The 24,560-nt window shown below is 71.4% G+C and carries 17 protein-coding genes; 13 read left to right on the forward strand and 4 right to left on the reverse strand.

Annotated elements, in window-relative coordinates:
- Nucleotides 1–55: 55 nt before the first annotated feature.
- A complete protein-coding gene (locus VZL07_RS32860) occupies nucleotides 56–2,209 on the reverse strand; it encodes a M13 family metallopeptidase (protein ID WP_426751899.1) in 2,154 nt (717 codons plus the stop codon).
- 256 nt (nucleotides 2,210–2,465) lie between these two features.
- On the opposite strand from VZL07_RS32860, the gene VZL07_RS32865 reads away from it, so the two are divergent.
- The 3 genes from VZL07_RS32865 to VZL07_RS32875 all read left to right on the forward strand — a co-directional run bounded on the left by VZL07_RS32865 (nucleotide 2,466) and on the right by VZL07_RS32875 (nucleotide 4,828).
- Complete coding sequence (locus tag VZL07_RS32865; RefSeq protein ID WP_426751900.1) at nucleotides 2,466–3,071, forward strand: DUF4136 domain-containing protein; 606 nt, start codon at nucleotides 2,466–2,468, stop codon at nucleotides 3,069–3,071.
- A 96-nt stretch (nucleotides 3,072–3,167) separates the two neighbouring features.
- Complete coding sequence (locus VZL07_RS32870) at nucleotides 3,168–4,160, forward strand: Rieske 2Fe-2S domain-containing protein (RefSeq protein WP_426751901.1); 993 nt, start codon at nucleotides 3,168–3,170, stop codon at nucleotides 4,158–4,160.
- 17 nt (nucleotides 4,161–4,177) lie between these two features.
- A complete protein-coding gene (locus tag VZL07_RS32875) occupies nucleotides 4,178–4,828 on the forward strand; it encodes a TetR/AcrR family transcriptional regulator (RefSeq protein WP_426751902.1) in 651 nt (216 codons plus the stop codon).
- A gap of 61 nt (nucleotides 4,829–4,889) precedes the next feature.
- Here the strand turns inward: VZL07_RS32875 and VZL07_RS32880 are convergent, their stop codons facing one another.
- Nucleotides 4,890–5,294, reverse strand: coding sequence for a hypothetical protein (locus VZL07_RS32880; protein WP_426751903.1), 405 nt, complete (start codon nucleotides 5,292–5,294; stop codon nucleotides 4,890–4,892).
- A 145-nt stretch (nucleotides 5,295–5,439) separates the two neighbouring features.
- Here VZL07_RS32880 and VZL07_RS32885 point away from each other — a divergent pair, with 145 nt between their 5' ends.
- On the forward strand, nucleotides 5,440–6,681 hold the full coding sequence (locus tag VZL07_RS32885) for an MFS transporter (protein ID WP_426751904.1): 1,242 nt from the start codon (nucleotides 5,440–5,442) through the stop codon (nucleotides 6,679–6,681).
- 74 nt (nucleotides 6,682–6,755) lie between these two features.
- Here the strand turns inward: VZL07_RS32885 and VZL07_RS32890 are convergent, their stop codons facing one another.
- Nucleotides 6,756–7,892: a hypothetical protein gene (locus tag VZL07_RS32890; protein ID WP_426751905.1), complete on the reverse strand. Its 1,137-nt coding sequence runs from the start codon at nucleotides 7,890–7,892 to the stop codon at nucleotides 6,756–6,758.
- A gap of 574 nt (nucleotides 7,893–8,466) precedes the next feature.
- On the opposite strand from VZL07_RS32890, the gene VZL07_RS32895 reads away from it, so the two are divergent.
- From VZL07_RS32895 to uvrA, 8 genes are all read left to right on the forward strand, one after another.
- Nucleotides 8,467–9,531 (forward strand): hypothetical protein, encoded by a 1,065-nt coding sequence (locus VZL07_RS32895; protein WP_426751906.1) that lies wholly within the window; start codon nucleotides 8,467–8,469, stop codon nucleotides 9,529–9,531.
- 175 nt (nucleotides 9,532–9,706) lie between these two features.
- Nucleotides 9,707–10,819, forward strand: a complete 1,113-nt coding sequence (gene opgC, locus VZL07_RS32900; RefSeq protein ID WP_426751907.1) for an OpgC domain-containing protein — start codon at nucleotides 9,707–9,709, stop codon at nucleotides 10,817–10,819.
- A gap of 76 nt (nucleotides 10,820–10,895) precedes the next feature.
- A complete protein-coding gene (locus VZL07_RS32905; protein ID WP_426751908.1) occupies nucleotides 10,896–12,104 on the forward strand; it encodes a TolC family protein in 1,209 nt (402 codons plus the stop codon).
- Nucleotides 12,101–13,216, forward strand: a complete 1,116-nt coding sequence (locus tag VZL07_RS32910) for an efflux RND transporter periplasmic adaptor subunit (protein WP_426751909.1) — start codon at nucleotides 12,101–12,103, stop codon at nucleotides 13,214–13,216. Before VZL07_RS32905 ends, VZL07_RS32910 begins: the two co-directional genes overlap by 4 nt.
- Nucleotides 13,213–16,302 (forward strand): efflux RND transporter permease subunit, encoded by a 3,090-nt coding sequence (locus VZL07_RS32915; RefSeq protein WP_426751910.1) that lies wholly within the window; start codon nucleotides 13,213–13,215, stop codon nucleotides 16,300–16,302. The genes VZL07_RS32910 and VZL07_RS32915 overlap by 4 nt, the downstream gene beginning before the upstream one ends.
- A 22-nt stretch (nucleotides 16,303–16,324) precedes the next feature.
- The gene (locus VZL07_RS32920; RefSeq protein ID WP_426751911.1) at nucleotides 16,325–17,005 is read left to right on the forward strand and encodes a response regulator transcription factor; all 681 of its coding nucleotides are present in this window, start codon (nucleotides 16,325–16,327) and stop codon (nucleotides 17,003–17,005) included.
- Nucleotides 17,002–18,363, forward strand: a complete 1,362-nt coding sequence (locus tag VZL07_RS32925) for a sensor histidine kinase (protein ID WP_426751912.1) — start codon at nucleotides 17,002–17,004, stop codon at nucleotides 18,361–18,363. The genes VZL07_RS32920 and VZL07_RS32925 overlap by 4 nt, the downstream gene beginning before the upstream one ends.
- Nucleotides 18,364–18,420: 57 nt before the next feature.
- Nucleotides 18,421–20,973, forward strand: a complete 2,553-nt coding sequence (gene uvrA, locus VZL07_RS32930) for an excinuclease ABC subunit UvrA (RefSeq protein ID WP_426751913.1) — start codon at nucleotides 18,421–18,423, stop codon at nucleotides 20,971–20,973.
- 60 nt (nucleotides 20,974–21,033) lie between these two features.
- On the opposite strand, the gene VZL07_RS32935 is transcribed toward uvrA, so the two are convergent.
- Nucleotides 21,034–23,169, reverse strand: a complete 2,136-nt coding sequence (locus VZL07_RS32935) for a methyl-accepting chemotaxis protein (RefSeq protein WP_426751914.1) — start codon at nucleotides 23,167–23,169, stop codon at nucleotides 21,034–21,036.
- Nucleotides 23,170–23,517: 348 nt separating this feature from the next.
- On the opposite strand from VZL07_RS32935, the gene VZL07_RS32940 reads away from it, so the two are divergent.
- Nucleotides 23,518–24,381: a 2-oxo acid dehydrogenase subunit E2 gene (locus tag VZL07_RS32940; protein WP_426751915.1), complete on the forward strand. Its 864-nt coding sequence runs from the start codon at nucleotides 23,518–23,520 to the stop codon at nucleotides 24,379–24,381.
- Nucleotides 24,382–24,560 lie beyond the last annotated feature (179 nt).

Here is a 24,560-nt window from a genome sequence, read left to right on the forward strand (position 1 = left end):
CCGGGGTGAAGTCATTACAGTCCTTCAATCCGGGTTAAGCCGTCAAATGCTCGGTTCACCAGATGTGAACGCGTTGCTCGGGAGCAAGGTACAGCGCCTGGCCGGGCTTGACATCGAAGGCGTCGTACCACGCGTCGATGTTCCGCACGGTGGCGGTGCGGTACGGGCCGGGCGCGTGCCCGTCCGTCATCAGGATGCGGCGCAGGTAGGGCTCGCGGAACTTGGTGCGCCACACCTGACCGAAGCCAAGGAAGAAGCGCTGGTCTCCGGTGAAGCCATCGATGACGGGCGCGGGCTTGCCACCCAGGGACAGCTGATACGCGTCATAGGCGACGGCGACGCCCGCCATGTCCGCGATGTTCTCTCCCAGCGTCAGCTCGCCGTTCACCGAGAGGTCCGGCAGCGGGCGGTAGGCGTTGTACTGGGCCGCCAGCGCCTTGCCCGCGGCCTGGAACTTCGCCTCGTCCGCCTTCGTCCACCAGTTCTCCAGCTTGCCGCGCGCGTCGAACTTGGCGCCCACGTCGTCGAAGCTGTGGACGATTTCGTGGCCGATGACGGCGCCGATACCACCGTAGTTGACGGCCGGGTCCGCGTTCGCGTCGAAGAAGGGGGGCTGGAGGATGGCCGCCGGGAAGATGATGGAGTTCTGCTGCGGCGAGTTCAGCGCGTTCACCAGCTGCGGCACCATGTACCACTCCTTGCGGTCCACGGGCTTGCCCAGCTTGCCGACGTTGCGGTGGTACTCGAAGAGGACGGCGCGCTCCGCGTTGCCGTAGGCGTCGCCGCGCACGATTTCGAGCCCCGAATAGTCACGCCAGCGCTCCGGGTGGCCGATGCTGGCCTGGAGCGTGGACACCTTCTCCTTCGCGCGGGCCTTCGTCTCAGGCGACATCCACTCCAGCGCGTCGATGCGCTTGGCGAACGCGGTGATGATGTTGCGGACCATGGCATCCGCCTCCGCCTTCACCTCCGGCGGGAAGTACTTCTCCACGTACAGCTTGCCCACGGCCTCGCCCATGGCGTGATTGGTGAAGTCGACGCCGCGCTTCCATCGCTCGCGCATGCTCGGCGTGCCGCTGAGCGTCTTGCCATTGAAGGCGAAGCTCTCGTCCACGAACGCCTTCGACAGATACGGCGCCGCGCGGGCCACGGCGTGGAAGGCCAGGTAGTCCTTCCAGGTCTGGAGCGGCTCGCTCTGCGTCAGCTTCGACAGGCCCGTCAGCGCGCTCGGCTGCCAGACGATGAACTGTGGCTGCGAGCCCAGGCCCGCGGCGGTGAAGAACTCGTTCCAGTTCAGCCCGGGTGCGCGCTTCGCGAACTCCGCGCGAGGCCAGGGGTTGTTCGCCTTGGAGACGTCGCGCGTGTCCACCTGCGTCCAGTGCGCCTGGGCAATCTTGCGCTCCAGCGCGAGGACGCGGCCCGCGCGGGCCTCCACGTCGTCGAAGCCCGCCAGCTTCAGCATGGCCGCGATGTGCGCCTGGTAGCGCTTGCGGACCTCCGTGAAGCGGGGGTTGTCCACCAGGTAGTAGTCGCGGTCCGGCAGCCACAGGCCGCCCTGGAGCAGGTAGGGGGCGTAGCGCGACGGCTCGTTGAAGTCCTCGGCCACCCAGAGGCCGAAGAGGCGGTCCGTGGTGACGTCGCCCATGTTGAGCGCGTCCACGTCCGAGCGCAGCGTCGCGCCCAGCACCGCGGCCAGCTGGCTGCGCTGGCTGATGGCGGCGATGCGGTCCAGCTCCGGCTTGAGCGGCGCGGCGCCCTTGGCCTCGATGGCCGCCTCGTCCATGAAGCTGGCGAAGATGTCACCCACCTTCCGGGCTTCACTCCCCTCGGGGGCCTGGGACTGGGATTCGATGAGCTGGCGGTTGCGCTGGTCCGCCTGCTCCGCGAGCGTCGTGAACATGCTGTAGCTGGAGCGGTCCGACGGAATCTCCGTCCGCTGCACCCAGCGGCCGTTGGCGAAGCCGTAGAAGTCATCTCCCGGCGGGACGTTGCGGTCCATGCCGTCGAGGTCGAACCCGAAGGTCCCATACGTGGGCTTCGGCGCGGAAGCCTCCGGAGCCGGCTGGGGCGCGGCGGGCGTGGCCGCGGGAGCGGGCGTCTCCGCCTTCTCGGCGGAGGTGGAGGAGGCGCACGAGGTCAGCAGGGCGGAGGTGCACGCGGAGACCAGCACATACCTGGCGCCGGCGAAACGTCGATGGGGATGTCTCAAGGGTGGCTCCTGAAACGGGGTGTCCAGACCGCGGGTAGGGCGGAAAGCCGGGGATATAGACGGTCTGGCGCATGAAGGCGCGGCTGGAACAACGGATTCGTTGCTTTCATCCCGGACGGGCACACCTTGCGCCTGGACCCGCTCCGCCCCGGATGCCGGACGGCCGGGCCGTACCCGAGTCCCGCGTGACGGACGCCTAGCTTTCCCTGGAGCCGGTGTCGCGGTGTGTTCGCGCACCAACATCCAGGAGGCTCGTATGCGTCTGCTGTTTCGGATGACGCCCGTGCTGTTGGGGCTGGCGCTGGCGGCCTGCTCGGGCATCCGCGTCAACACCAACTACGACCCCACGGCGGTCGAGCGCATCGAGCGCTTCCAGCGCTATGCGTGGCTGCCTCAGCCCCAGGGCAAGGATCCTCGCGTCTACAACGACATCATCGACGTCCGGGTGCGCATGGCGGTGGACAAGGAGCTGCAGGACCGCGGCTACCAGAAGGTCGACATGGGAGACGACCCGGACTTCCTCGTGGGGTGGCAGGGGGCCATCACCACCAAGGTGTCCGTGGACACGGTGGACTCCTTCTACGGCTATCCGTGGGGCCCTTACTGGAGCCCCTGGAGCGCCTTCTACGGACCCTACGGCTATCCGTATGGCGTGGGCGGGCCACGCACCTACGTCCGCGAGTACGACGTGGGCACCCTCATCCTCGACGGGGTGGATGCGCGCGAGCAGCGGCTCGTCTGGCGAGGCACGGCCCAGGCCGAGCTCCACCGGAACCTGTCGCCGGACGACCTCCAGAAGAAGATCAACGACGCCGTGCACAAGCTGCTGGCTCGCTTTCCTCCCAGCCCCGACAAGCAATGAGCCCGTGAAGGCGTCCGCCGTGCTTTCCGTTGCGCGCGCGGCCGCCGCGCTGCATGATTAGACCAGTGGTCCAACCATCGGTCTAGGACGGGATGCATGAATGAGGTGACGGGCTCGAAGCAGGGGGAGCGGTGGGCCGCCAGCTGGTACGCGGTGGCCCGGGCGTCAGCGCTCGGAGGGGCGCGGCCCGTGGGGCTCCAGCGGCTGGGGCGGCGGCTCGTGCTCTGGCGGGACGCGACGGGCGTGGCGCGCTGCGCGGATGCGGCCTGTCCCCATCGCGGCGCGGACCTCGGGCTGGGACGGGTGCAGGAGGGCGCGCTGGAGTGCCCCTACCATGGCTTCCGCTACGACGGCGGCGGCGCCTGTCAGCTCATGCCCTGCGAGGGCCGTGACGCGAAGCCTTCGCGGGCGCTGACGCTTCGCATGCACCCGGTTCGAGAGGCGCATGGCTTTATCTGGGCGTGGCTCGGGGGGCCGGCGCCGGAGGCCCTGCCCGCGCTGCCGTGGCTTCCGGGAGCGCCCGAGCCCGACGCGAACAGCGCCTCCGTCGAGGAGGTCTGGAGCGCGCGCTTCACGCGGGTCATGGAGGGGATGATGGACCTCCACCATTTCCCCTTCGCGCACCGGCGCTACGTGCCACCCGGGTACACGCGCCTGGACCCCTACGAAGTCCAGGTGGACGAGGGCGCCATCCGCACGGAGGGCTGGCTGCGGAAGGAGGAGCGGCCACCCGGCACCGGATTCCGCTTCGCCATCAGCGTCGCGTATCCGGGCGTGATTCATCTGCGCTTCACGTCGCGGCTGGAAGGCGCCGTGGTGTGTACGCCCGTGGACGCCGAGCACACGTGGATTGCCGCCCGCTTCCACCAGTCCTATGTCCGCCTGCCGTGGCTGGGCTGGCTCGCGGCGAGGCTGGCGATTGCCTTCGAGTTCCGGTTCATCCAGCCAGATGACCACCGGATGGTCCGCTCCAGCCTGCCGCGCTCCGGCGCGCTGACGCATGGCCACCTGGTCCGGTCGGACCGCGCCATTGTCGCGTGGCACCAGTTGCACCGCGCGGCGCTCGGCGACACCCCTGGCGCATCCTGATAGAAGCCCTTCGCTCCATGCCCCGTCCCCGCTCCAGCAGGCTCGACCCCGAGCGCCGACAGACACTCCTCGCCGTGGCCGCGGAGGAGTTCGCGGAGCACGGCTTCGATGGGGCTTCCTACAACCGCATCCTGGAGCGCGCGGGGTTCTCCAAGGGCGTCGCGTACTACTATTTCGAGGGCAAGGACGACCTGTATGCCGCCGTGCTCGGCCAGACGCTGGAGGCGCTGGCGCACCGGTTCGGCGCATGGCAGGCGCCCGCCAGCGCTGAGGACTTCTGGCGCACGCTGCGCGAGCGATACTTCGCGCTGATTGCCTACGTCATGGAGGAGGAGCGCGCGGCTCGGCTCCTGCGGGGCATGTCGCTGGTGCGGACGCACCCGAAGCTCCACGACGCCTGGCTGCGCTTCGAAGGGCCGTTGGTCGCGTGGTTCCAGCGCGCCCTGGAGGACGGGCGCAAGCTGGGCGCGGTGCGGGGCGATGTGCCGGAGGCGCTGCTGCTGACGGCGCTCATGGGCATTGGTCAGGCCACGGATGGGTGGCTGCTGGACCAGTGGGCACGAGCTGGGGCCCCGGCGCTGCAACAGGGCGCGGAGCAGGTGTTCTCCCTCTTCGAGGACCTGCTGGCCCCGCGGCCGTCGCGAGCGCGGCCCGCCCGGAAGCGCTGAAGCATTCCCGGCCGCATGGAGCAGGGTGCGTCACCCAGCCCCATGCCCGGTATCGTTGACGTCAGTAGGCGCAGGCCCGGCCCGCGCAGTATCCCTGCACACCGTTGCAGACGCAGTCGTCGTCGTACATGCAGCGTGTCGAGGGGCAGGAGGGACCGCCCGGGCCACCGCCACCACCACCGCCGCCGAAGGTGTAGCTGCACGCGTTGCCCGAGCACGTTGCCGTCCTCGCGGTGGGGCATGCCGCCTGGCATTCCTGGTCCGTCGAGCAGCGAACCGAGAGACAGACGAGCCCCGACAGCTCGCCCTCGTCAGCCAGGGCATCGGACTGGACTTGCTGAGAGCATACCGACGGCTCCGCCACGGCCAGCGAGGTGCCGGCCGGCTCCGTGGCGCTGGCGGTGCTGGCGGCGAAGGTCAGCAGGAGGGCGACGCTCCAGGACAGGCTGTGTCGGCGGGAGGACATGTTGGCGTTCCTTTCGTGGCCCGAATGGCTCTCCGTGAGCGGGTGGGAGTTTCGGGTTGGTCCAGATTATCATGGATGTGTCTGCCGATGCGTCGGGGCTCGAAACCTGTTTCCCTCGAGCGCGCGGCCGTGAATCATCCCGCGCATGTCGCCGCCTCCCTGGACCTCCCCCGCGCCCCGGCACGTGCAGCGACGGGTGCGGGGACTCGTCTTCGTCACGGTGTTCCTGGACCTGGTGGGCTTCGGGCTCATCATCCCGCTGCTGCCTTTCTACGTGGAGTCCATGGGTGGGACGGCCACCACCGCGGGGGTGCTGCTGGCGCTGTTCTCCACCGCGCAGCTCGTCGCCTCGCCGGTGCTCGGGCGGCTGTCGGACCGGGTGGGGCGCAGGCCCGTCATCCTGCTGAGCCTGCTGGGCAACGCGCTCTCCATGGCGCTGTTCGCCTACTCCACGCACGTACGCCTGCTGCCGCTGCTCTTCGCGTCTCGGCTGCTGGCAGGGGCCACCGCCGGCAACCTGGCGGCCTGTCAGGCGGCGGTGGCGGACGTGACGGACGAGCACGGCCGGACGGAGGGCATGGGCCGGGTGGGAGCGGGCATCGGCCTGGGCATGGTGCTGGGGCCCGTCATTGGCGGGGTGCTCCACGTATGGGGGGCCTGGGCGCCTCCGCTGGCGGGCGCGGTGCTCGCGGCGCTGGCGATGATGGGCGTGTTCTTCTTCTTCCCGGAGACCCACCGGCCTCACGCGGGCGAGCCCGTGACGCCCGAGCGTCCCCGCGTGCGCGTCTCGCAGGTCCTGGCCCGGCCGGGACTGGGCGCGGTGCTGGCCCTGACGTTCCTGGTGTTCATCGGGATGACGAACCTGCAGGTGTCCCTGGGGCTGCTGGCCCAGGCGCGGTTCGGCTGGGGCGAGCGCGAGGTGGGGCGACTGTTCGCGCTGATGGGGCTGACGACGTTCGTCCTCCAGGCCTTCGGCATTGGCTGGCTGACGCGGCGGGTGCGTGACACGACGCTGGTGCTGGTGGGGGCCGCGTGCATGGGGACGGGGCTGGGGCTCATCGCGGCCGCCAGCCATGGCGCCATGCTGGTGCTGGCCATGGTGCTCGTGGGCTCGGGCACCGGGCTGCTGCAGCCCTTGATGGCCAGCCTCGCCTCGGGCTTCGCGGGGCGCGAGCTGCGTGGCGGTGTGCTGGGTGTGGTGCAGTCCGCCGGAGGGCTTGCGCGCGTCGTGGGGCCGGTGTGGAGCGGCTTCCTCTATTCGCGGTTGGGGCCGGGCGCGCCCTTCACCAGTGGGGTGGCGGCATCCGGCATCGCGCTGCTGGTGGCCGTCTCACTGCGGCGTCGGCGCGTCCCGGATGCCTCGCCGCCGTCGACCCTGAAGGCCTGAGCCTTCCGGCCGGGGCACCGCTGTGGGGTGCCCCGGCGCGGAGCTCCAGGGGCGGCGTCGAACGCCCGAGGCCCTCAGAGGCAGTACTGGGCGAACGTCGGGTCGCTGCACAGCTTCTGGAAGGCCGTCAGGTTGCAGGTGTCGGCGCCGGGGACGACGTTGCAGGGATTGCCGATGGGGCTGCCGTAGTCCATGCAGGAGAACTCGACGCGCTCGCCGTGGAGCGTGGTGACGGCCACCACGCGGTTGTCATACTGGCCATTGACGACGCAGGCGTCCTGCACGCCCGCGCGGTCCGGCGTGTAGACGCCGTGGGACAGGATGGCGGGGCATTCCACCGAGCAGTGCGTTGGCGTCTCAGGCGGGCGGAAGCCGTACATGAAGGTGTTGGGCTGACCCGTGACGGCGGCGAAGGTGCCGGTCGGCGCGCCCGTGGGGCTCAGCGGGTCGCCGGTTCCATCCCAGTTCCCCTTGGCGAGCGAGTACGTGCTCGCCCCCACCGCCGCGAGCGCGTTGAGCGCATCCGCATGGCTACCGGCCGCGCCGTAGAAGGTGCGGAAGGAACGGACCTCACCCGGGGCGAGCGAGCCCAGCCGGAAGTCGAGCTGCGCGCCCAGATCGCCCGGGCCCAGGTTGGTGAAATCGCCCACGCCTCCCATGAGGGGGAAGTTGGGGGCCAGCGGATCCAACGAAACGAAGTTGTTGTCGACCGCGCCCACCACCCAGGGGTTGCCCGCGGTGCCCGCGATGGTGACGTACTCGGAGAAGGTGTTGGGCAGGATGTCGTAGTCGATGCCGCGCGTGTAGCGCAGGTCGGAGACGAAGGACGTGCCGATGTTCTCGATGAGGACGTTCACCTGATACAGGAAGGGCGTCGCGGGTGATGGCGTGTAGATGTGCGTCACCCGGAACGTGTCGCCGACCCGGACCACGGACAGGGTGGAGATGGGCGAAGGCGCGTTGATTTCCACCGTGACGTTGGCGGAGCCGCAGCCTGCCGAGCTGTAGCCGGAGACGCCCAGGTCGGCGCTCGCGACACCCCAGCCCTCACAGGCGTCCCCGGGAGCCGCGGCCTCTCCGTTCGTGGGCAGGTAGCGCAGGCCAATCGATGAGGTGCCATACGTGCCGCTGGAGACGGGGTTGGTGGGGCAGGGAATGTTCAGATGCCCGGCGGGTGCGACTCCGAGCCGGACCACCGTGTTGTCGATCATCCCGGGACAGTCGGGGAGGGGCGGGGGGATGAGATGTGGTTCGTCGGCGGGGACAGGGGCTGGTTGCTGCAATGCCCTCGCGTTCTTGGGGTGAGGCCGCACCTTCGTCGCGCCGTCGGCGACCGTCTCCGGAGGGGTCGCCAGGGCCTGTCCACCCCAGGAAAGGGCACAGAGCAGTGCCGTGTGTCGCAAGCGCAGGGGCTTCGTCAAAGCGTGCATCCAGTGTCTCCTGTGCCCGGGAGTCGGGCAGTAAGGGGGATTCCGAGCCGCTGTGTCACCGCGGTGCCAGGCCTGGATGCGCCGCGACCGTCCACGGCACCAGGTGGACCCGGGGCACACGCAGCGTAGCCGCTTACGCGGCGTGCGGGCGCTTCTCTCCCTGCGTCTCAGGAACACAGGGTGAATCAGGCTGCACGGGGAAGACGACGCGCTGCATGCTGGAGGCGCGGAGCGATTGGCTGCGATCGCTCAGGACGAGGCCCCCATTCCTCGAGCCCGGGAGTCCTGGCGGGATTATCAACCCATCCCCGCCGGGTGGGGTCTGAGCCGGCGAGCTCCGTGGGAGGAACCAGCAGTGCCGAAGCGCGTCCGGTCCGTCGATGAATGGGTCGTCCTCCTCAGTTCACCATCGGCGTCGGAGCGTGAGCTGGCCGTGGAGGGACTGGGAGACGCACTGGGCGCGGAGGACGGCATGGCGCGCGAGCGAGCCGCCGAGGTCCTCCTGGAGGCCCTGGCGCGGCCCGGAGCTGCGGTGGGCCCCCTGCTCTCCGTGTTGCAGTCCGCCTGGTGGCCGCCGCCGGTGCGACTGGCGGGCACCGCGATGCAGGCGGTGGTGGTGGCTGTGTCCACTCTGGACGCGGCGAATGCGGCGGTGGAGGACGCGGCCTTCGTGCTGGCCAACGTGTGCCGGGTGGCGCCCGCGCAGTGTGCGGCCGTGGATGCGGCGCTGGAGCACCCGCGGCCGGCGGTCCGACGCGCTGCGGCGGGAGCGGTCGGGCGGATGGGGGAGGCAGCGGTTCCGCTGCTGCCCCGGCTCATTCCCTTGTTGGACGACGAGGAGGACGTGGCGGGCGCGGCGCTGGAGTCGATGGGGGCGTTGGCCTCGTTGGCGCCGGGCGTGGCCATGCCCGCGCTGCTGGAGCACATTCGCACCGCCGAAGGCGCGCGGCTCTATCTGGCCCTGACGGCGCTGCGGAGCCTGGTCGAGGACGCGCGCCGCGAGGGCAGGCCGCTTCCCTCGCTGCAAGGGCTGGAGGCGTCACTCCATCGCGCCGTGAAGGAAGGGGAGTCCGCCATTCGCGTGGAGGCGCTCACGCTGGTGGGCCTCATGGGGGCTGCCAGCGCCGAGCTGCTGGAGCGGGTGAGCGGCCGTCTTGAGGATACGAACCCATCCGTGGCGGCGTGCGCGGCAGTGGCGCTCCTCCGGCTCGGGGCGCCATCGCAGGCGCCGGTGGCCCTGCTGGAGTTCCAGCTCCGCGCGGTGGAGGCCCCGGAGCAGCAAGCGGCCGCCTTGTCCGCCTTGGAAGACGTGGAGCCCGCGACGTGGGTCCATGCGAGGGACATGTTGAAGCGCGTGGCGGACACGGCATCGGGGCCGACGCGAGACGCGCTGCGCGCGCTCCTCGAACAGCTCGTATGACGCAGGCGGCCAAGGGGGCAGGCGGCACGCTGGCACACCACCTGCTACCGGAGGGCAGGGGGCCCTCTGGAGACCTGTCCGGCGGAATGGGCTATGGAGTATCTGGAATTCTCCGTCGAGGGCATCCTCGACGTCCCGCCTGACCCGAGCCCCGGCCGAACCGAATTTCGTCCTCATGAAACGCCGACCCGAGTTCGACAGCCTGCGCGGCGCGTTGCTCGTCCTGATGACGCTGACGCACCTGCCGACCCGCCTGAATACGTACAGCAACCAGCCCATTGGCTTCGTATCCGCCGCCGAGGGATTCGTCTTCCTGTCGGCGTTTCTCGTCGGCGTGGTGCATGCCCGCAAGGTCGATGACGCCGACCCGAACGTGCTCTGGCGCAGCCTCTGGCAGCGGGCGTTCAAGGTCTACGGCTACCACGTGGCGTTGCTGGCGTTCGCCTTCGCCGTCATCGGGACATTGGGCGTGACGGGGCACCGTCCCGCCATCCACAACCTGCTCGGCTTCTTCCACGAGGACCCCATCACCGCGCTCTGGAGCAGCCTGTTCCTGCTCTACTGCCCGCCGCTGCTCGACATCCTCCCGCTGTACGTCGTGCTGTTGCTGCTGACGCCGTGGGTCCTGCTGGGGGCGCGGCGACTGGGGTGGACGCAGGTGCTGTGCATGAGCGGCCTGGTCTGGCTGGCGGCGCAGCTCGGGTTGAAGCGCGCCCTCTATGACTTGCTGGTGTTCATCCCGGTGCTGCCCTGGCCGCCGCTGCGCATCGAGCTGTCGGGGGCCTTCGACGTCTTCGCGTGGCAGTTCCTCTGGGTGCTGGGCGTGTGGCTGGGGGTGAGCCGGGCCACGGCACCGGAGAAGCGCGAGGCCGTCTCGCCCGTGCTGCTCACGGGGGCGCTGGCGGTGAGCGTGGCGTTGCTGCTGATGCGCTACCAGGTGGGCATCTTCAACATCGACTTCGGGGTGTACGGCGCGCTCATCGACAAGTGGACACTGGCGCCGGTGCGGCTGGTGAACTTCCTGGCTGTGGCGCTGCTGGTGAGCTGGCTGAGCCCCAAGGTGTTCCGCTGGCTGCGGCCCCGCGTACTCGAGGCGCTGGGTCGGGCGTCCCTGCCGGTGTTCTCCGTCCACCTCGTGCTCTGTCTGCTGAGCCTGGCGCTGCTCAACGAGAACGAGGACCCGCTGGCGGAGTGGGAGGAGGCCGCCGTGCTGGTGGCGACCTTCACCGTGATGCTCCTGGTGGCGTGCCGGCAGGCGGCGGCTTTTCGCGACAATCAGCTCCGGTAGAACCCGCCGGACAGTCTGAGAAGTTTCTCAGGATGCCCTCAAACGGCATGCGCGTGCCCTCCCTAGGGTGCGTCGCATGTGGGCGCTCCTTGTCACGCTTGTCGCCGCGGCCCCCGCGTCCGACTCCCAGCCCCTCTCGTTCTCGGAAGCCCAGGCCCTGGCGGCGAAGGCCGCGCTGCCGGCCAGCCTGGCTCGTGCCGTGGAGACGCGGCGAGTCTGGGACGCAAGGCTGCCGTCGCTCGCGGCCAACCCCACCCTCAGTGTGATGCCCGGGCGTCGAGCCCAGCCGGACGGTCCTGGCTTCGAGCTGACGGTGACGGTGGAGCAGCCGCTCTTCCTGTCGAACCTGGCGGGCGCCCAGCGCGACGCCGCCCGGGCCGAGACGCGCGCCCTGGAAAAGGAAGCCGTGGCTGCGCTGCTGGACCGCCGGCTGGACGTGGCGCGAGCCTGGTTGACCCTGTGGGCGGCGCAGCAGGCCGCGGCATCGGCCGAGCATGAGGCGGAGCTCGCCGGAACGCTCCGGACGTCCGTGGCGGACGCGCTGGCCCTGGGGGGCGCCACCCGGCTGGAGCTGGCGGAGGCGGAGGGATACGAGGCGGAGGCACGCCTGGCGCAGCTGGCCCGGGAAGCCGAGGTGACGCATGCGCGCCTCGCCCTGGCGGTGCTGCTGGGACGCTCACCCGACGCGCCGCTGGTGGCCGCCGAGGCGCTGCCAGCGGTGGCGCTCCCGCCCGCCGCCGAGGAACCGCGGTGGCTGGCTCGCGCCGCGGAGCTTCCGGAGGCGGAGGCCCGGCGGCTGCTCGGGGCCGCGGAGCGAGCGCGCGCGGCGGAGGTCCGTGCCGCGCGGGGCTGGCAGGTGACGGTGGGGGCGCAGGGCGTGCGCGAGTACTACGGCGGCCTCAGCGGGCTGCTGATGGTGGGCGTGACGCCGCCCGTGTTCGACGCCGGCCAGCGCGAGCGAGGGGCCTTGCTCGCCGCCGCCGAGCGCCTGGAGGGCGAGGCCCAGGAAGCCGCGGTGCGCGCAGCCGCGGAGCTGGCGCTGGCCTTTCACGAGCGCGAGCACGCTGACGCCCAGCTATCCCTCGTCGAGAAGTCGCTGGTGCCCACCGCGGAGGAGGCGGCGCGGCTGGCGGAGGTCCTCCTGCGCGCGGGCCAGAGCACGCTGCCCGATGTCCTTCGTGCCCGCCGAGCGCGGGCCGCCGCCAAGGCGCGGCTCGCCTTTGCCCGTAGCGAGGCGTCGCTCGCCGCCGCGCGGCTCCACCTCCTGCTTTCGGCCCTGCCATGACGCTCCTCGTCCGTCGCTTCGTCACCGTGCCGCTGCTGCTGCTGGGCGCGGCCTGCACCTCGAACCCCTCCAACACGCCGGCTCCGGCCTCCGAGCCACCGGCGCGTGCCTCCGCGCCCTCGGCGTGGGTGCCCGTGCGGGCCGCGGCTCGCGTCGCCCTGGTGGAGGCGCCCGCGGTGGTGCTGTCCGCTCCGGACACCACGGCGGCGCTCACCGCGCCGTTCCGCGCCCGGGTGCAGCAGGTGCGCGCCCGGCCCGGCCAGCAGGTCCGGCAGGGCGAGGCGCTGGTGGAGGTGTTGATGCCGGAGGTGGTGGAAGCCGCGGGTGCCGCCAGCGCGGCGTCGCTGCGGCTGGAGGCCTATGCGCGGCAGGTGGAGCGCCTGGAGGCGCTGCATGCCCAGGGGCTGGCGAAGCTGCCCGAGCTGGCGGACGCGCAGACGCAGCACGCGGAGGCGCGCGCCGCGCTGGTGGCCGCGCACGCCGTCCTCCGGGTGGCGGGCATTGGCCCCGGTGAGGCTCGCGCCGTGGCCGAGCGCGGCACCGTCTGGCTCAAGAGCCCGATTGACGGCGTCGTCACGGAGGTGCGCGCGGTGCTTGGAGAGATGCAGCCGGAGGCCAGCACCGCCCTGGTGCGCGTGGCGGCGGACGGGCCGGCGCGCCTGGAGGCCCGGCTGTCGACGCGCCCTCCCGAGGGCGCCACGTTCGCCTTCGTTTCGTCCCTGGGGGCGCCCGTCCCCGTGCGGCTCGTGGGGCAGTCCCCACAGGTCGATTCCGCTGACGGGACGTGGCGCGCGTGGTTCGAGCCGGAGGAGGGCATCGTGCTGCGCGCGGGGCTGGGCGGCCGCCTGAGGATCCACGCGGCCGCGGGGGACGACACCGTCCTGGTACCCGCGCGCGCCCTCGCTTTCGAAAACGAGCGCACCGTCGTCTTCACGCGCGGCGCGGACGGTCAGCCCGTGCGGCGTGAGGTGGACGTGCTCGCGACCTCGGGCGCCGAAGCGCTGGTGAAGGGCGCGCTGTCCACCGGGGATGCCGTCGCCGCGGACGGCGCGGTGGTTCTTCAGGAGGCGCAGGCTGAGGAGGGCACGGGCGCCGATGGGGTGACGCCGTGATTGAGGCCCTCGTCCGCTGGTCGGTACGGCATCGGGGCTGGGTCCTGGCCCTGACGGGAGTGCTCGCGCTCGCGGGCGTGGTGGTGTCGCTTCAGCTGGAGCTGGACGCGATGCCGGACATCACCACCAACCAGGTCCTCGTCCTCACGCGCGCGCCCGGACTCACGCCCGAGGAGGTGGAGCGACTGGTGACGCGGCCCGTGGAGGTCGCGCTGGGTGGCATGCCCGGGCTGGAGGCGCAGCGCAGCCTGTCGCGCTACGGCCTCTCCTCCGTGACGGCCGTCTTCGCCGATGGCGTGGACCCGTACCGGGCCCGGCAGCAGGTGCAGGAGCGCCTCAACGTGCTCGGTTCGGCGCTGCCACCCGGCGTGGACCCACCGGAGCTGGGGCCCCTGACGGGTGGCCTGGGCGAGGTGTTCCACTTCACGCTGTCGTCGCAGGAGCGCACGGCGGCGCAGCTGCTCGAGCTGACCCAGCTTCGCGTTGCCCCTCGGTTGCGCTCGGTGCCGGGCGTGGTGGAGGTGAATAGCTGGGGCGGGCAGCAGCGAACGCTGGAGGTGCGGGCGGACGCGGTGCGGCTGGCCCAGCGGGGTGTGACACTCGCGCAGCTCCGCGACGCGCTGGAGCGCGCCACCGGCAGTGCCCCAGGCGCGAGCCTCCCGGTGGGCGAGCGCCACGTCCTCATTCGTGCGGTGGCGAGGCCCCGGGCGCCAGCCGATCTGGCCGAGGCGCTGATTCCCAGGGCTGGCGCCCCGGCCGTGCGACTGGGCGACGTGGCCGAGGTGACGGAGGGCGCGCTGCCGCGCATCGGCAGTGCCACCTCCAACGGCCGGGGCGAAACGGTGTACGTCATGGTGCAGATGCTGCGGGACGCGAACGCGCTCGCGGTGACGGGCGACATCTCCGCCGCGCTGCCTGATGTGCGGACCCTGCTTCCCGAGGACGTGCGCCTCGATGTCGTCTACGACCGCGCCACGCTGGTGCGCGGCACCGTGCGGACCGTGGCGAAGAACCTGCTGGAGGGAGGCCTCCTCGTCGTCGGCGTCCTCTTCCTGCTGCTGGGCAGCGTGCGGGCCGGTCTTCTCGTCGCGTCCGCCATTCCGCTGTCCATGCTGGGGGCCACCGCCGCCATGGTGGCGCTCGACATTCCGGGCAACCTGATGAGCCTGGGCGCCATCGACTTCGGTCTGCTGGTCGACGGCGCGGTGGTGATGGTGGAGGGCCTGTTCCACCGATTGGCCCACCTGTCACCGGAGGAGAAGCGGCGCCCGCCCCGGGAGCATGTCGAGGAGACGGCCGTCTCCCTGGCCCGCCCCGTGTTCTTCTCCGTGCTCATCATCCTGCTGGTGTACCTGCCCATCCTGTCGCTGCGTGGCGTGGACGGGAAGATGTTCCGGCCCATGGCGATGACCGTCGTCTTCGCGCTGGCCACCGCGCTCGTGCTGTCGTTGACCTTCATCCCCGCAGCCGCGAGCTGGCTGATTCGCCCCGAGCACGTGCCCACGCGCGAGCCGCTGCTGGTGCGCTGGTTCGAGCGGCTCTACGCGCCGGTGCTGGGCCGGAGCGTGCGCTCGCGCGTGCCGGTGGCTGCGGTCGCCCTGTTCCTGCTGGGCGTGGGCGGGTGGCTCTTCGCTCGCGCGGGGACGGAGTTCACGCCGCAGCTCGATGAAGGGGACATGGTCATCCAGACGACCCGCGCGCCGGACATCAGCCTGGAGGCCGCGGTGAGCGAGGCTGGCCGGCTGGAGCGCGCGCTGCTCGACGGGATTCCGGAGGTGCGGCAGGTCGTCTCGCGCGTGGGCAGCCCCGCGGTGGCCACCGACATCATGGGCCTGGAGATGGCGGACGTGTTCGTGTCGCTGGCGCCCCGCGATGCATGGCGGCCGGGCCTCACCCGCGAGTCGCTCATCACCGAGATGGAGCAGGTGCTCGACGCACGCGCGCCGGGCGGTGAGCCGTCCTTCACGCAGCCCATCCAGATGCGCTTCAACGAGCTGCTGGGCGGCGCCGTGACGGACGTGGCGCTGAGCATCTACGGCGAGGACCTGGGGGAGTTGAGCCGGCTGGCGCGGAAGGCCGCGGCGATGCTGAGCGAGGAGCCCGGCGCGGTGGACGTGCGCGTGCTCGCTCCGCCGGAGGTGCCGCTCTTCGAGGTGGCGCCCCGACCGCTGGATTCGGCGCGCGCGGGGCTAGCCGTGGTGGACGTGCTGGAGGCGGTGCGCGCGGTCCGCAGTGGCGTGGAGGTGGGCGCCACGTGGGACGGCGCGGTGCGCGTGCCCATCGTCCTGCGCTTGATGGGCGCGTCCGACGCCTTCTCGCTCGCCGAGCTACCCCTGCCCACCGAGACGGGGGGACTGGTGCCGCTCTCCCGCGTGGCGGACGTGCGCCTGACGTCCTCGCCTGGGCTGGTGAGTCGCGAGGACGGCCAGCGCCGGCTGGTCGTGGGCTTCAACGTGCGCGGCGCGGACCTGGGCACCGTGGTGGCGCGGGCCCGGGCGCGCGTGGAGCAGGCGCTCGCTCCGCCCGATGGCTACCGGCTCGTCTGGGGCGGCCAGTACGAGACCTTGACGGAGGCGCGGGAAAGGCTTTCGCTGGTCCTCCCCGCCGTGGCCCTCCTCATCTTCGCCGTGCTGCTGTTCGCCTTCCGCCGCCTGCGCCCCGCGCTGGCCATCTTCGCCAACGTCCCGTTCGCGTGCGTGGGCGGGATGATGGCGCTGGCCGTGCGCGACCTGCCCGTGTCCATCTCCGCGGCGGTGGGCTTCATCGCCCTGTCCGGCATCGCGGTGCTCAATGGCGTGGTGCTGATGTCGCGCGAGCAGCGGCTCGAGCAGGACGGCCACGCGCCCGCGGAAGCCGTGGTGCTGGCGGCGCGCGAGCGGGCCCGGCCCGTGCTCATGACGGCCCTGGTCGCGGCCCTGGGCTTCATCCCGATGATGCTCGCGCAGGGCGTGGGCGCCGAGGTCCAGCGGCCCCTGGCCACCGTGGTGGTGGGCGGGCTCGTCACGTCCACGCTGCTGACGCTGGTCATCCTGCCCACGCTCTACCCGTGGTTCGCGGGCGGCCGGCGCGCCGGAGCGGGTGCATGATGGCGCGGAGGAGGGCGGTGCCGTGAGGCTGTTGCTGGTGGAGGACGAGGAGCGGATGGCGAGCCTGCTCCGCCGGGGGCTCGGTGAAGAGGGCCACCTCGTGGACACCTGCCGCACGGCGGAGGATGCGCTCGACCAGGCGGGCGTGGTGGCCTACGACGCCATCATCCTGGACTGGGCCCTGCCTGGCATGGACGGCGTGGCCCTGCTGCGGCGCTGGCGCGAGCGCGGCCTGACGACGCCCGTCCTCATGCTCACCGCTCGCGGCACCGTGGGGGAGCGGGTGACGGGCCTGCGCGCCGGCGCGGATGACTACCTCGTGAAGCCCTTTGCCTTCGAGGAGCTGCTGGCGCGGCTGGAGGCGCTCCACCGCCGCGCCGAGGGGCAGGCCCAGACGTGGACGGTGGGGCCCATCCACATCGATGCCCGGCGGCGGATGCTGACGTGTGGGGCCCGGGAGGTGGCGCTCACGGGCCGCGAGTTCGCCCTGCTGGGGGAGCTGGCCTCGCGCGCGGGCGAGGTGCACACCCGCTCCAGCCTGCTGGCGAAGGTGTGGGGTCCGAGCTTCGACGGTCCCCCGAACATCGTGGACGTCTACGTGGGGTATGTGCGCACGAAGCTCACGGAGGTGGGCGCGGACGGGGTGTCCATCCAGGCCGTGCGCGGGGTGGGCTTCCGGCTGGTGGCCGAGGGCGCGCGGTGAGGCTCGTCCGCCGGATGTGGCTGTGGGGCGCGGTGGTGCCCGTCGTGGCCGTGGCCGCCGCGCTGGGCGTGGCGGTCCAGGTGTTCCGCGTGGTCCTCGAGCGCGCGCTGGACGAGGCGCTGCTGTCCCAGGCCGCCGCGGAGAGCGTCAGCCTCTTCGATGCGCCCGATGGGCGCCCGCACCTGCACGTCGAGCCGTCACCGCTGGCGGGAGAGGTGCGTGCCTTCGTGCCCGCGACGCGGCTGTACGGACCGGATGGGACGCTGCTCGGCGTCTTCCCGCCGGAGTCGCCCAGCGTGTCCGAGCGCGTGCTGCCGGAGGAGGGGCCCACCTCGCGGCTGGAGACGCGGACCGTGGGCTCGGGCCTGCGGCTCCGGGTGCTGACGGTGCAGGTTCGCTCGCCCCAGGGCGTGCCGCACGTGCTCCAGCTGGTGGCCTCCCTGGGCACGGTGGACCAGGCGGTGGGGACCTTCAGCTCCGTCGCGACGGTGCTGGCCCTGCTCCTCGGCGGGGTGCTGATTGGCATCCAGGGCTGGCAGGCCAAGGGGCTCGCGCGGCGCCTGCACGGCATCGCGGAGCAGGTGGCGCGCTCGCGGGATGGCGGCATGGTGGCGCCCATCCCCGCCGGGGAACCCCGGGACGAGATCGCGGAGGTGCGCGTGGCGTTGACGGACGCGGCGCTGCGGGTTCGCGCCGCGCGGGAGGGCCAGGAGCGGCTCATCGCGCGCGCCGCCCACGAGCTGCGCACGCCCCTGGCGCTGATGCGCACCAGCCTGGACCTGGCGCTGCGGCGCGAGCGCGGCGCGGAGGAGCTGCGCACCGTGCTGGAGGAGAACCGCCGCGAGGTGGACCGGCTGGCCAGCGTCGCGGATGCGCTGCTGGAGCTGTCCGCCGCGGCGGGCGCCGCGCTCGACGTGCAGGCGGGGGACCTGCGCGTCCTGCTCGATGAGGCCGCGGCGGGCGCGCGGGCGGAGGCGGACCTGCGCGGGGTGTCGCTGCGCATCGAAGGCCCCGGCGAGGCGTCGTGCCGGATGGATGCCATGGCGGTCCGCCGGGCGGTGGACAACCTGCTGGCGAACGCGCTCCGGTATGCACCGCGTGGCTCGACGGTGCGGCTGGAGCTCGCGCACCGTGGTGAGCAGTGGGAGGTCGCGGTCCAGGACGAGGGCCGCGGCATCCCCGAGAACCACCGCGAAGACGTCTTCACGCCCTTCCACCGCCTGGAGCGGGACGCGGGTGGGGTGGGCCTGGGGCTGAGCCTCGTGCGCGAGGTGGCGCGCGGCCATGGCGGCGACGCGCGTGTCGCGGAGAGTACAGGCGCCGGAGCACGGCTGGTGCTGACGCTGCCCATGCGTTGACGCATCCGCTAGAACGCCGCCGGCATTCCTCTCCCTTGACTCCTCAGCGTGGTGGGCATGGCCAAGGCGCGTCGTCCCAAGCAGGGTCCTGAATCTCCTCGTCCGCTCGCGGACGGCTTCGTCCGGGTGCGCGGCGCCCGCGAGCACAACCTGAAGAACATCGACGTCGAGCTGCCGCGTGACGCCCTGGTCGTGTTCACCGGCGTGTCCGGCTCGGGCAAGTCGTCGCTGGCCTTCGGGACGCTCTACGCCGAGGCCCAGCGCCGCTACTTCGAGTCCGTGGCGCCCTATGCGAGGCGTCTCATCGACCAGGCGGGCGTCCCGGAGGTCGATGCCATCGACGGGCTGCCCCCGGCCGTGGCGCTCCAGCAGCACCGGGGCGCGCCCACCACGCGCTCGTCCGTGGGCAGTGTGACGACGTTGGCGAACTCGCTCCGCCTGCTGTACTCGCGCGCGGGGACGTACCCTCGTGGCCAGCCGCACCTGGACTCGGACGCGTTCTCTCCCAACACGCCCGCGGGGGCGTGTCCCCACTGTCATGGCCTGGGCCGCGTCTATGACGCCACCGAGCGGTCCATGGTGCCGGACGATTCGCTGACCATCCGCGAGCGGGCGATTGCCGCGTGGCCTCCCGCGTGGCACGGCCAGAACCTGCGCGACATCCTGGTGACGCTCGGCTACGACGTCGACCGTCCGTGGCGGGAGCTGCCCAAGAAGGACCGGGACTGGATTCTCTTCACGGACGAGCAGCCGACGGTGCCCGTCTACGCGGGCTTCACCCCCGCCGAGACGCAGCGGGCCCTCAAGCGCAAGGAGCCCCCCAGCTACATGGGGACCTTCACGGGCGCCCGGCGCTACGTGCTCCAGACCTTCGCCACCACCCAGAGCGCGATGATGAAGAAGCGCGTCTCCCAGTACCTGGTGAGCGGCGAGTGCCCGGAATGCCACGGCAAGCGCCTGCGCCGCGAGGCCCTGTCCGTCAAGTTCGCGGGGCTGGACATCGGCGAGCTGTCGCGGCTTCCCCTGAGCGAGCTCACGGACCTCCTCGAGCCCGTGGCGGAAGGAACCGCCCCGGACGTGGCGGCGCTCGCGCGCGCGCACCCCGAGAAGGCGCTGGTGGCGCAGCGCATCGCGCGTGACGTGCTGGAGCGCGTCGGCGTCCTGACGGAGCTGGGCCTGGGCTACCTGTCGCTGGAGCGCGCCACGCCCACGCTGTCACCCGGTGAGCTCCAGCGGTTGCGGCTCGCCACGCAGGTGCGCTCCAACCTGTTCGGCGTGGTGTACGTGCTGGACGAGCCGTCCGCCGGGCTCCATCCCGCGGACACCGCTGCGCTGCTGCGAGCGCTGGATCAGCTCAAGGGCGCCGGCAACTCCCTGTTCGTGGTGGAGCACGAGGTGGACGTCATCCGCCACGCCGACTGGATTGTCGACGTGGGCCCCGACGCGGGCGAGCAGGGCGGGCGGATTCTCTACAGCGGTCCGCTCGAAGGCTTGAAGGCGGTGAAGGCGTCCCGGACGCGCCGCTACCTGTTCGACGAAGCGGAGAAGCGCCAATGGACCCGGCGCAGCCCCAGGGGCTGGCTCAGCCTGCAAGGCGTTTCCCGCAACAACCTGCGCGACCTGGACGTGGCGTTCCCGCTGGGCGTCCTCACCACGGTGACGGGCGTGTCGGGCTCCGGCAAGTCGAGCCTCGTCAGCCAGGTCCTGGTGGAGCTGGTGTCCAGCCACCTGGGCCACGAGGCCCCTCCGGACGATGACGAGGGCGAGGAGCTGGAGCGCACCGTCGTGCGCACCACCGGCGGCCGCATTGCCTCCGGCATGGAGGGCATCAAGCGCCTGGTCCGGGTGGACCAGAAGCCCATTGGCCGCACCCCGCGCTCCAACCTCGCGACGTACACCGGGCTGTTCGACAACGTCCGGAAGCTCTTCGCCGAGACGCCCGCCGCGCGGGCGCGGCGCTACGACGTGGGCCGCTTCTCCTTCAACGTGGCGAAGGGCCGCTGCGAGACGTGTGAAGGAGAGGGCTTCGTCAGCGTGGAGCTGCTCTTCCTGCCCAGCGTCTACGCGCCGTGCCCCACGTGCCAGGGGGCCCGCTACAACGCGAAGACGCTGGAGATTCAGTACCGGGGCAAGAACATCGCCGAGGTGCTGGGCATGACGGTGGACGCCGCCCACGACTTCTTCAGCGAGGAGCCCCTGGTGCAGCGCCCGCTCGCCGTGCTGCGCGAGGTGGGGCTGGGCTACCTGCGGCTGGGACAGCCCGCGACGGAGCTGTCCGGAGGCGAGGCCCAGCGCATCAAGCTGGCGACGGAGCTCCAGCGGCCCCAGCGCGGCAGCACGCTGTACGTCCTGGACGAGCCCACCACGGGCCTGCACCCCTCGGACGTGGACAAGCTGATGTCCCAGCTGGAGGGGCTGGTGGCGGCCGGCAACACCGTCATCCTCGTCGAGCACGACATGCGCGTGATCGCCGCCAGCGACTGGGTCATCGACATGGGCCCGGGCGCGGGTGACAGGGGAGGGCGGGTGGTGGTGGCGGGCCCGCCCGAGGACGTGGTGGGCGTGCCCTCCAGCGAGACGGCCCGCTTCCTGGAGGCGGCGCTGCGCTGACGCCGTCCCGTGCGGACGGCGGCGCCTCCGAGCCGGGCTCGGAGGCATGAGGCGCGGGCTTCAGCGCGCCTGCGCGGCGGGGATGGACAGGCCTTCCGCCTTGAGCGTCTGGCTGGCCATGGAGGACATGCTCTCCGCCAGCGTCTGCACGGAGCGGGTGGCCTCCTGCGTCTCCTGCACCGTCTTCAGCGTGCGCTGCATCTGCCCGGACAGCTCCTGGATGGCCTGGGCCATCTGGTGCGTGCCCGCGTCCTGCGCGCTGACGGCGGCGGTGATCTGCCGCACGCTGGAGCTGGTGTCGCTGATCATGTCCGCCAGCTGCTGGAACTGGGCGCTGGAGGTGCGCACGGCATCGAGGCTCTGCCGGACGCGCTCGTCGCCCTTCTCGCTGGAGCGAGCCGCCTCGCGCATGCTGTTGCTGACGCCGTCGAGCACCTCGCGGATGCGGTGCGTGGCCTGGATGGACTGGTCCGCCAGGCCGCGCATCTCCCGCGCCACCACGCCGAAGCCCCGGCCGCTCTCACCGCTGCGCGCCGCTTCGATGGCCGCGTTGATGGCCAGCATGTTGGACTGGTCCGCCAGGTCCTTCACGGAGTCCACGATGCCGGAGACCTCGCGGGTGCGCTCGTCGAGCGCGAAGATGCGGCGGGCCATGTCGGAGACCTCGGTGCGGATGGCCGCGAGGTCCTGCAGCGTGCGCTCCAGGGCCGCCGTGCCCTCGCGCCCCACCTGCTCGGCGGTCTCCGCCGACGCCGCGAGCGCGCTGGCCTTCTCCGCCGTCATCTGCGAGCTGCGACGGATCTCCTTCACCGTCTGCTCCGCCTCCTGGAGCGCGACGGCCTGGCGGCTCACGCCCTCGGTCTGCTCGTCGCTGGAGGCGCGGAGCTGCTGCACCACAGTGGCGAGCTCGCCGGCGCCGTTGCCCATGCGCTCGGCCAGGTTGCGCACCTCCTGCGCCCGCGCCTCCAGCTGGTGCGTATGGGCCTCCAGCGTGCGCACCACCATGATGGAGCGGCGGGTGACGATGCCCAGCAGGGACAGCGTCAGCGTGACGTAGCCCCAGTGCGTGACGTTGCCGATGTTCCAGCTCACCATGCCGATGACGGGGAGGATGGTGATGACGATGGAGAGCACCAGCCCCGCGAAGCCGCCCACGAAGAGGCGCGCATCCGGGTTGCCCATCCACGCCTGGACGATGGCCACCCCGAGCACCACGATCAGCGTCATCACCGCCATGGGCAGGAAGGGCACGAGGATGCGCTGGCCGATGCCCAGGTCCAGCAGCGAGGCCAGGGCGCAGACGGCCGCCACGGGGGAGAACACCATCGTCGCCCGCTGGAACCAGCCGCGCCGGTTGTCGAGCAGCGCGTCCGAGACGAACTCCATCAGGCCCGCGACGAGCAGGAAGATGCCCACCGTCGTCGCCAGCGTCGCGGGGCCCGAGTTGCCCCACAGCGCCATGGGCATGCCGCTCAGGCCCAGGAGGATGGCGCCGCCGCTGCCGGCGGACACGGACAGGCCCGCGAGCATGCGCCGCCGCCAGTGCAGCGCGAACGCGCCGCCCGCGCCGAGCGACACCGCGAAGAGGAGGCAACCGACGACGAAGGCCGCCTGGCCCTGGCGCGTGACGAAGACGAGCAGGTCGTACCGCGCGCCCACCTGCGCGGCCTGGAACACGCCGATGTTGGGGTTGTTGGACTGGATGCGCAGCAGCACGCGCTTGCCCTGGACCTCGCGCGGCAGCGGGATCAGGTGCCACGAGAGGTTCTCGCTGATCTCGTGCGTGTTCGTGCGGATCTTGCCGTTCGAGTAGATGTGCTGGCCATCCACGTACGCTTCCACCGCGTGGGTGACCTCACCCAGGTACAGCGCGGGCTCCGTCCAGCCGCCATCCGGGATCGGGATGCTGAGCCACATGAACGTGTGGTCTCCACGGCCCTCGGGCGTCGTGAGCGGGGGCGTGGGTGTCCAGCCCTTGCCTTGCCCTGTCTCTTTCGCCCAGACGAACGTGCCGTCGGCGGCCACGGGGGAGTCGCCCCACCGGAAGTGCCAGCCGTCGTGCACGTTGACGGGGGGTTTCGCCTCCGCCGCGTGGGCCGTGGAGGTCAGAGCGAACAGCATCAGAAGCGCGGAGCCCAGCAGGAGATGCGTGGGCGCAACGAACGCACGCACGGAGCAGAAGCGGAAGCCAGCCATGGAGTGCGTATGGTCTTCTGCCCAGGCCCCGGATGTAAATGGGTCTTCCCGACCTCTCCCGAGAATCCCCAGGCGTTGCTTGGAATTGACGTCCTGCGAGTGCGTGCGAGACGGTGAATGCCTCGAATTTTATGTTTGCGGTGAATTCTCTGGCCCTCCCACGCAGGGTGAACGCGGCCGACCGGCCGGGTCGTGGCCTGGACGCTGAACCCGGCCCCGACTGTGGGCGTTGCTTCCGCTCGGGTCTGAACGGCGACCCGGTGCGTCATGTTGAGTCTGGAGCGTGCAGGCGCGAAGGTTTGGCGCGTGGCCTTCCCTTGACGTGGGGCGAGCGGCGACACTGCGGGCATGGCGCATCTGGAGTTGATCCCCAAGCGGGACCTGTCGAGCTTTCGCAAGCTAGCGATTGGAAGTTGGAAGACGGCGTATGACCCCACCGTCTACGGCACGCTGACCGTCCGGATGGACAAGGCGATGGCGTACATCGAGGCCTTCCGCCAGCGCACCGGCGTCCGGCTCACGGTGACGCATCTGGTGGCCAAGGCCATGGGCGAGGCGCTGCGCCGCTGCCCGGACGCCAACGCCATCCTCCGCTTCAACCGCATCTACCTGCGCAAGCGCGTGACGCTGTCCACGCTGGTGGTCCAGACGGACGGTGGCAAGGTGGACCTCACGTCGGCTCGCATCGAGGACGCCGATCAGAAGAACCTGAAGGAGATTGCCCGCGACCTGGAAGATGCGGTGCGCCGCGTGCGCGAGCGCCGCGACGTGGCGCTGGAGAAGGGCAAGGGGACCATCCAGAAGATTCCCTACCTCCTCCTCAACACCTTCACCTGGCTGCTGTCCTTCTTCATGTACACGCTGAACCTGGACATGAGCCGGTTCGGCATGCCGAAGGACGCCTTCGGGTCCGCCATCATCACCAACGTGGGCTCGCTGGGGCTGGACACGGCCTACGTCCCGCTGGCGCCGTACACGCGCGTCCCCATCTTCGTCGCGCCCGGCGCGGTGAAGGAGGTCCCCGTGGTGGAGGACGGCAAGGTGGTGCCGGGCAAGGTGATGAACATCAACGCCACCTTCGACCACCGCTTCATCGATGGCTTCCACGCGGGCGTGCTCGCCAACACCCTGCGGGAGATGCTGGAGAACCCCTTCGAGAGCTTCGACGCGCTCCCGGAGGACGCCGAGGCGCAGGTCGCCGCCGTCGGGTAGGACGGCGGGGCTCTGGCCGACAGGGCCCCGTCATTGCCGCGCCAGCCTCCGGAGCCGCCGGAGGCCGAGGCCACCGGGGATGGGGCGGGGCCTGATCGGGCCGTGCGGCCCCTCCTCCGGGGCTCTTCGAGTCACGTATTCATGGCATTCGCTGGAAGTGCTCGGTCCGATGTCGGACA

The organism is Pseudomyxococcus flavus (assembly GCF_050038885.1).
GTDB classification, from domain to species: Bacteria; Myxococcota; Myxococcia; order Myxococcales; family Myxococcaceae; genus Myxococcus; species Myxococcus flavus.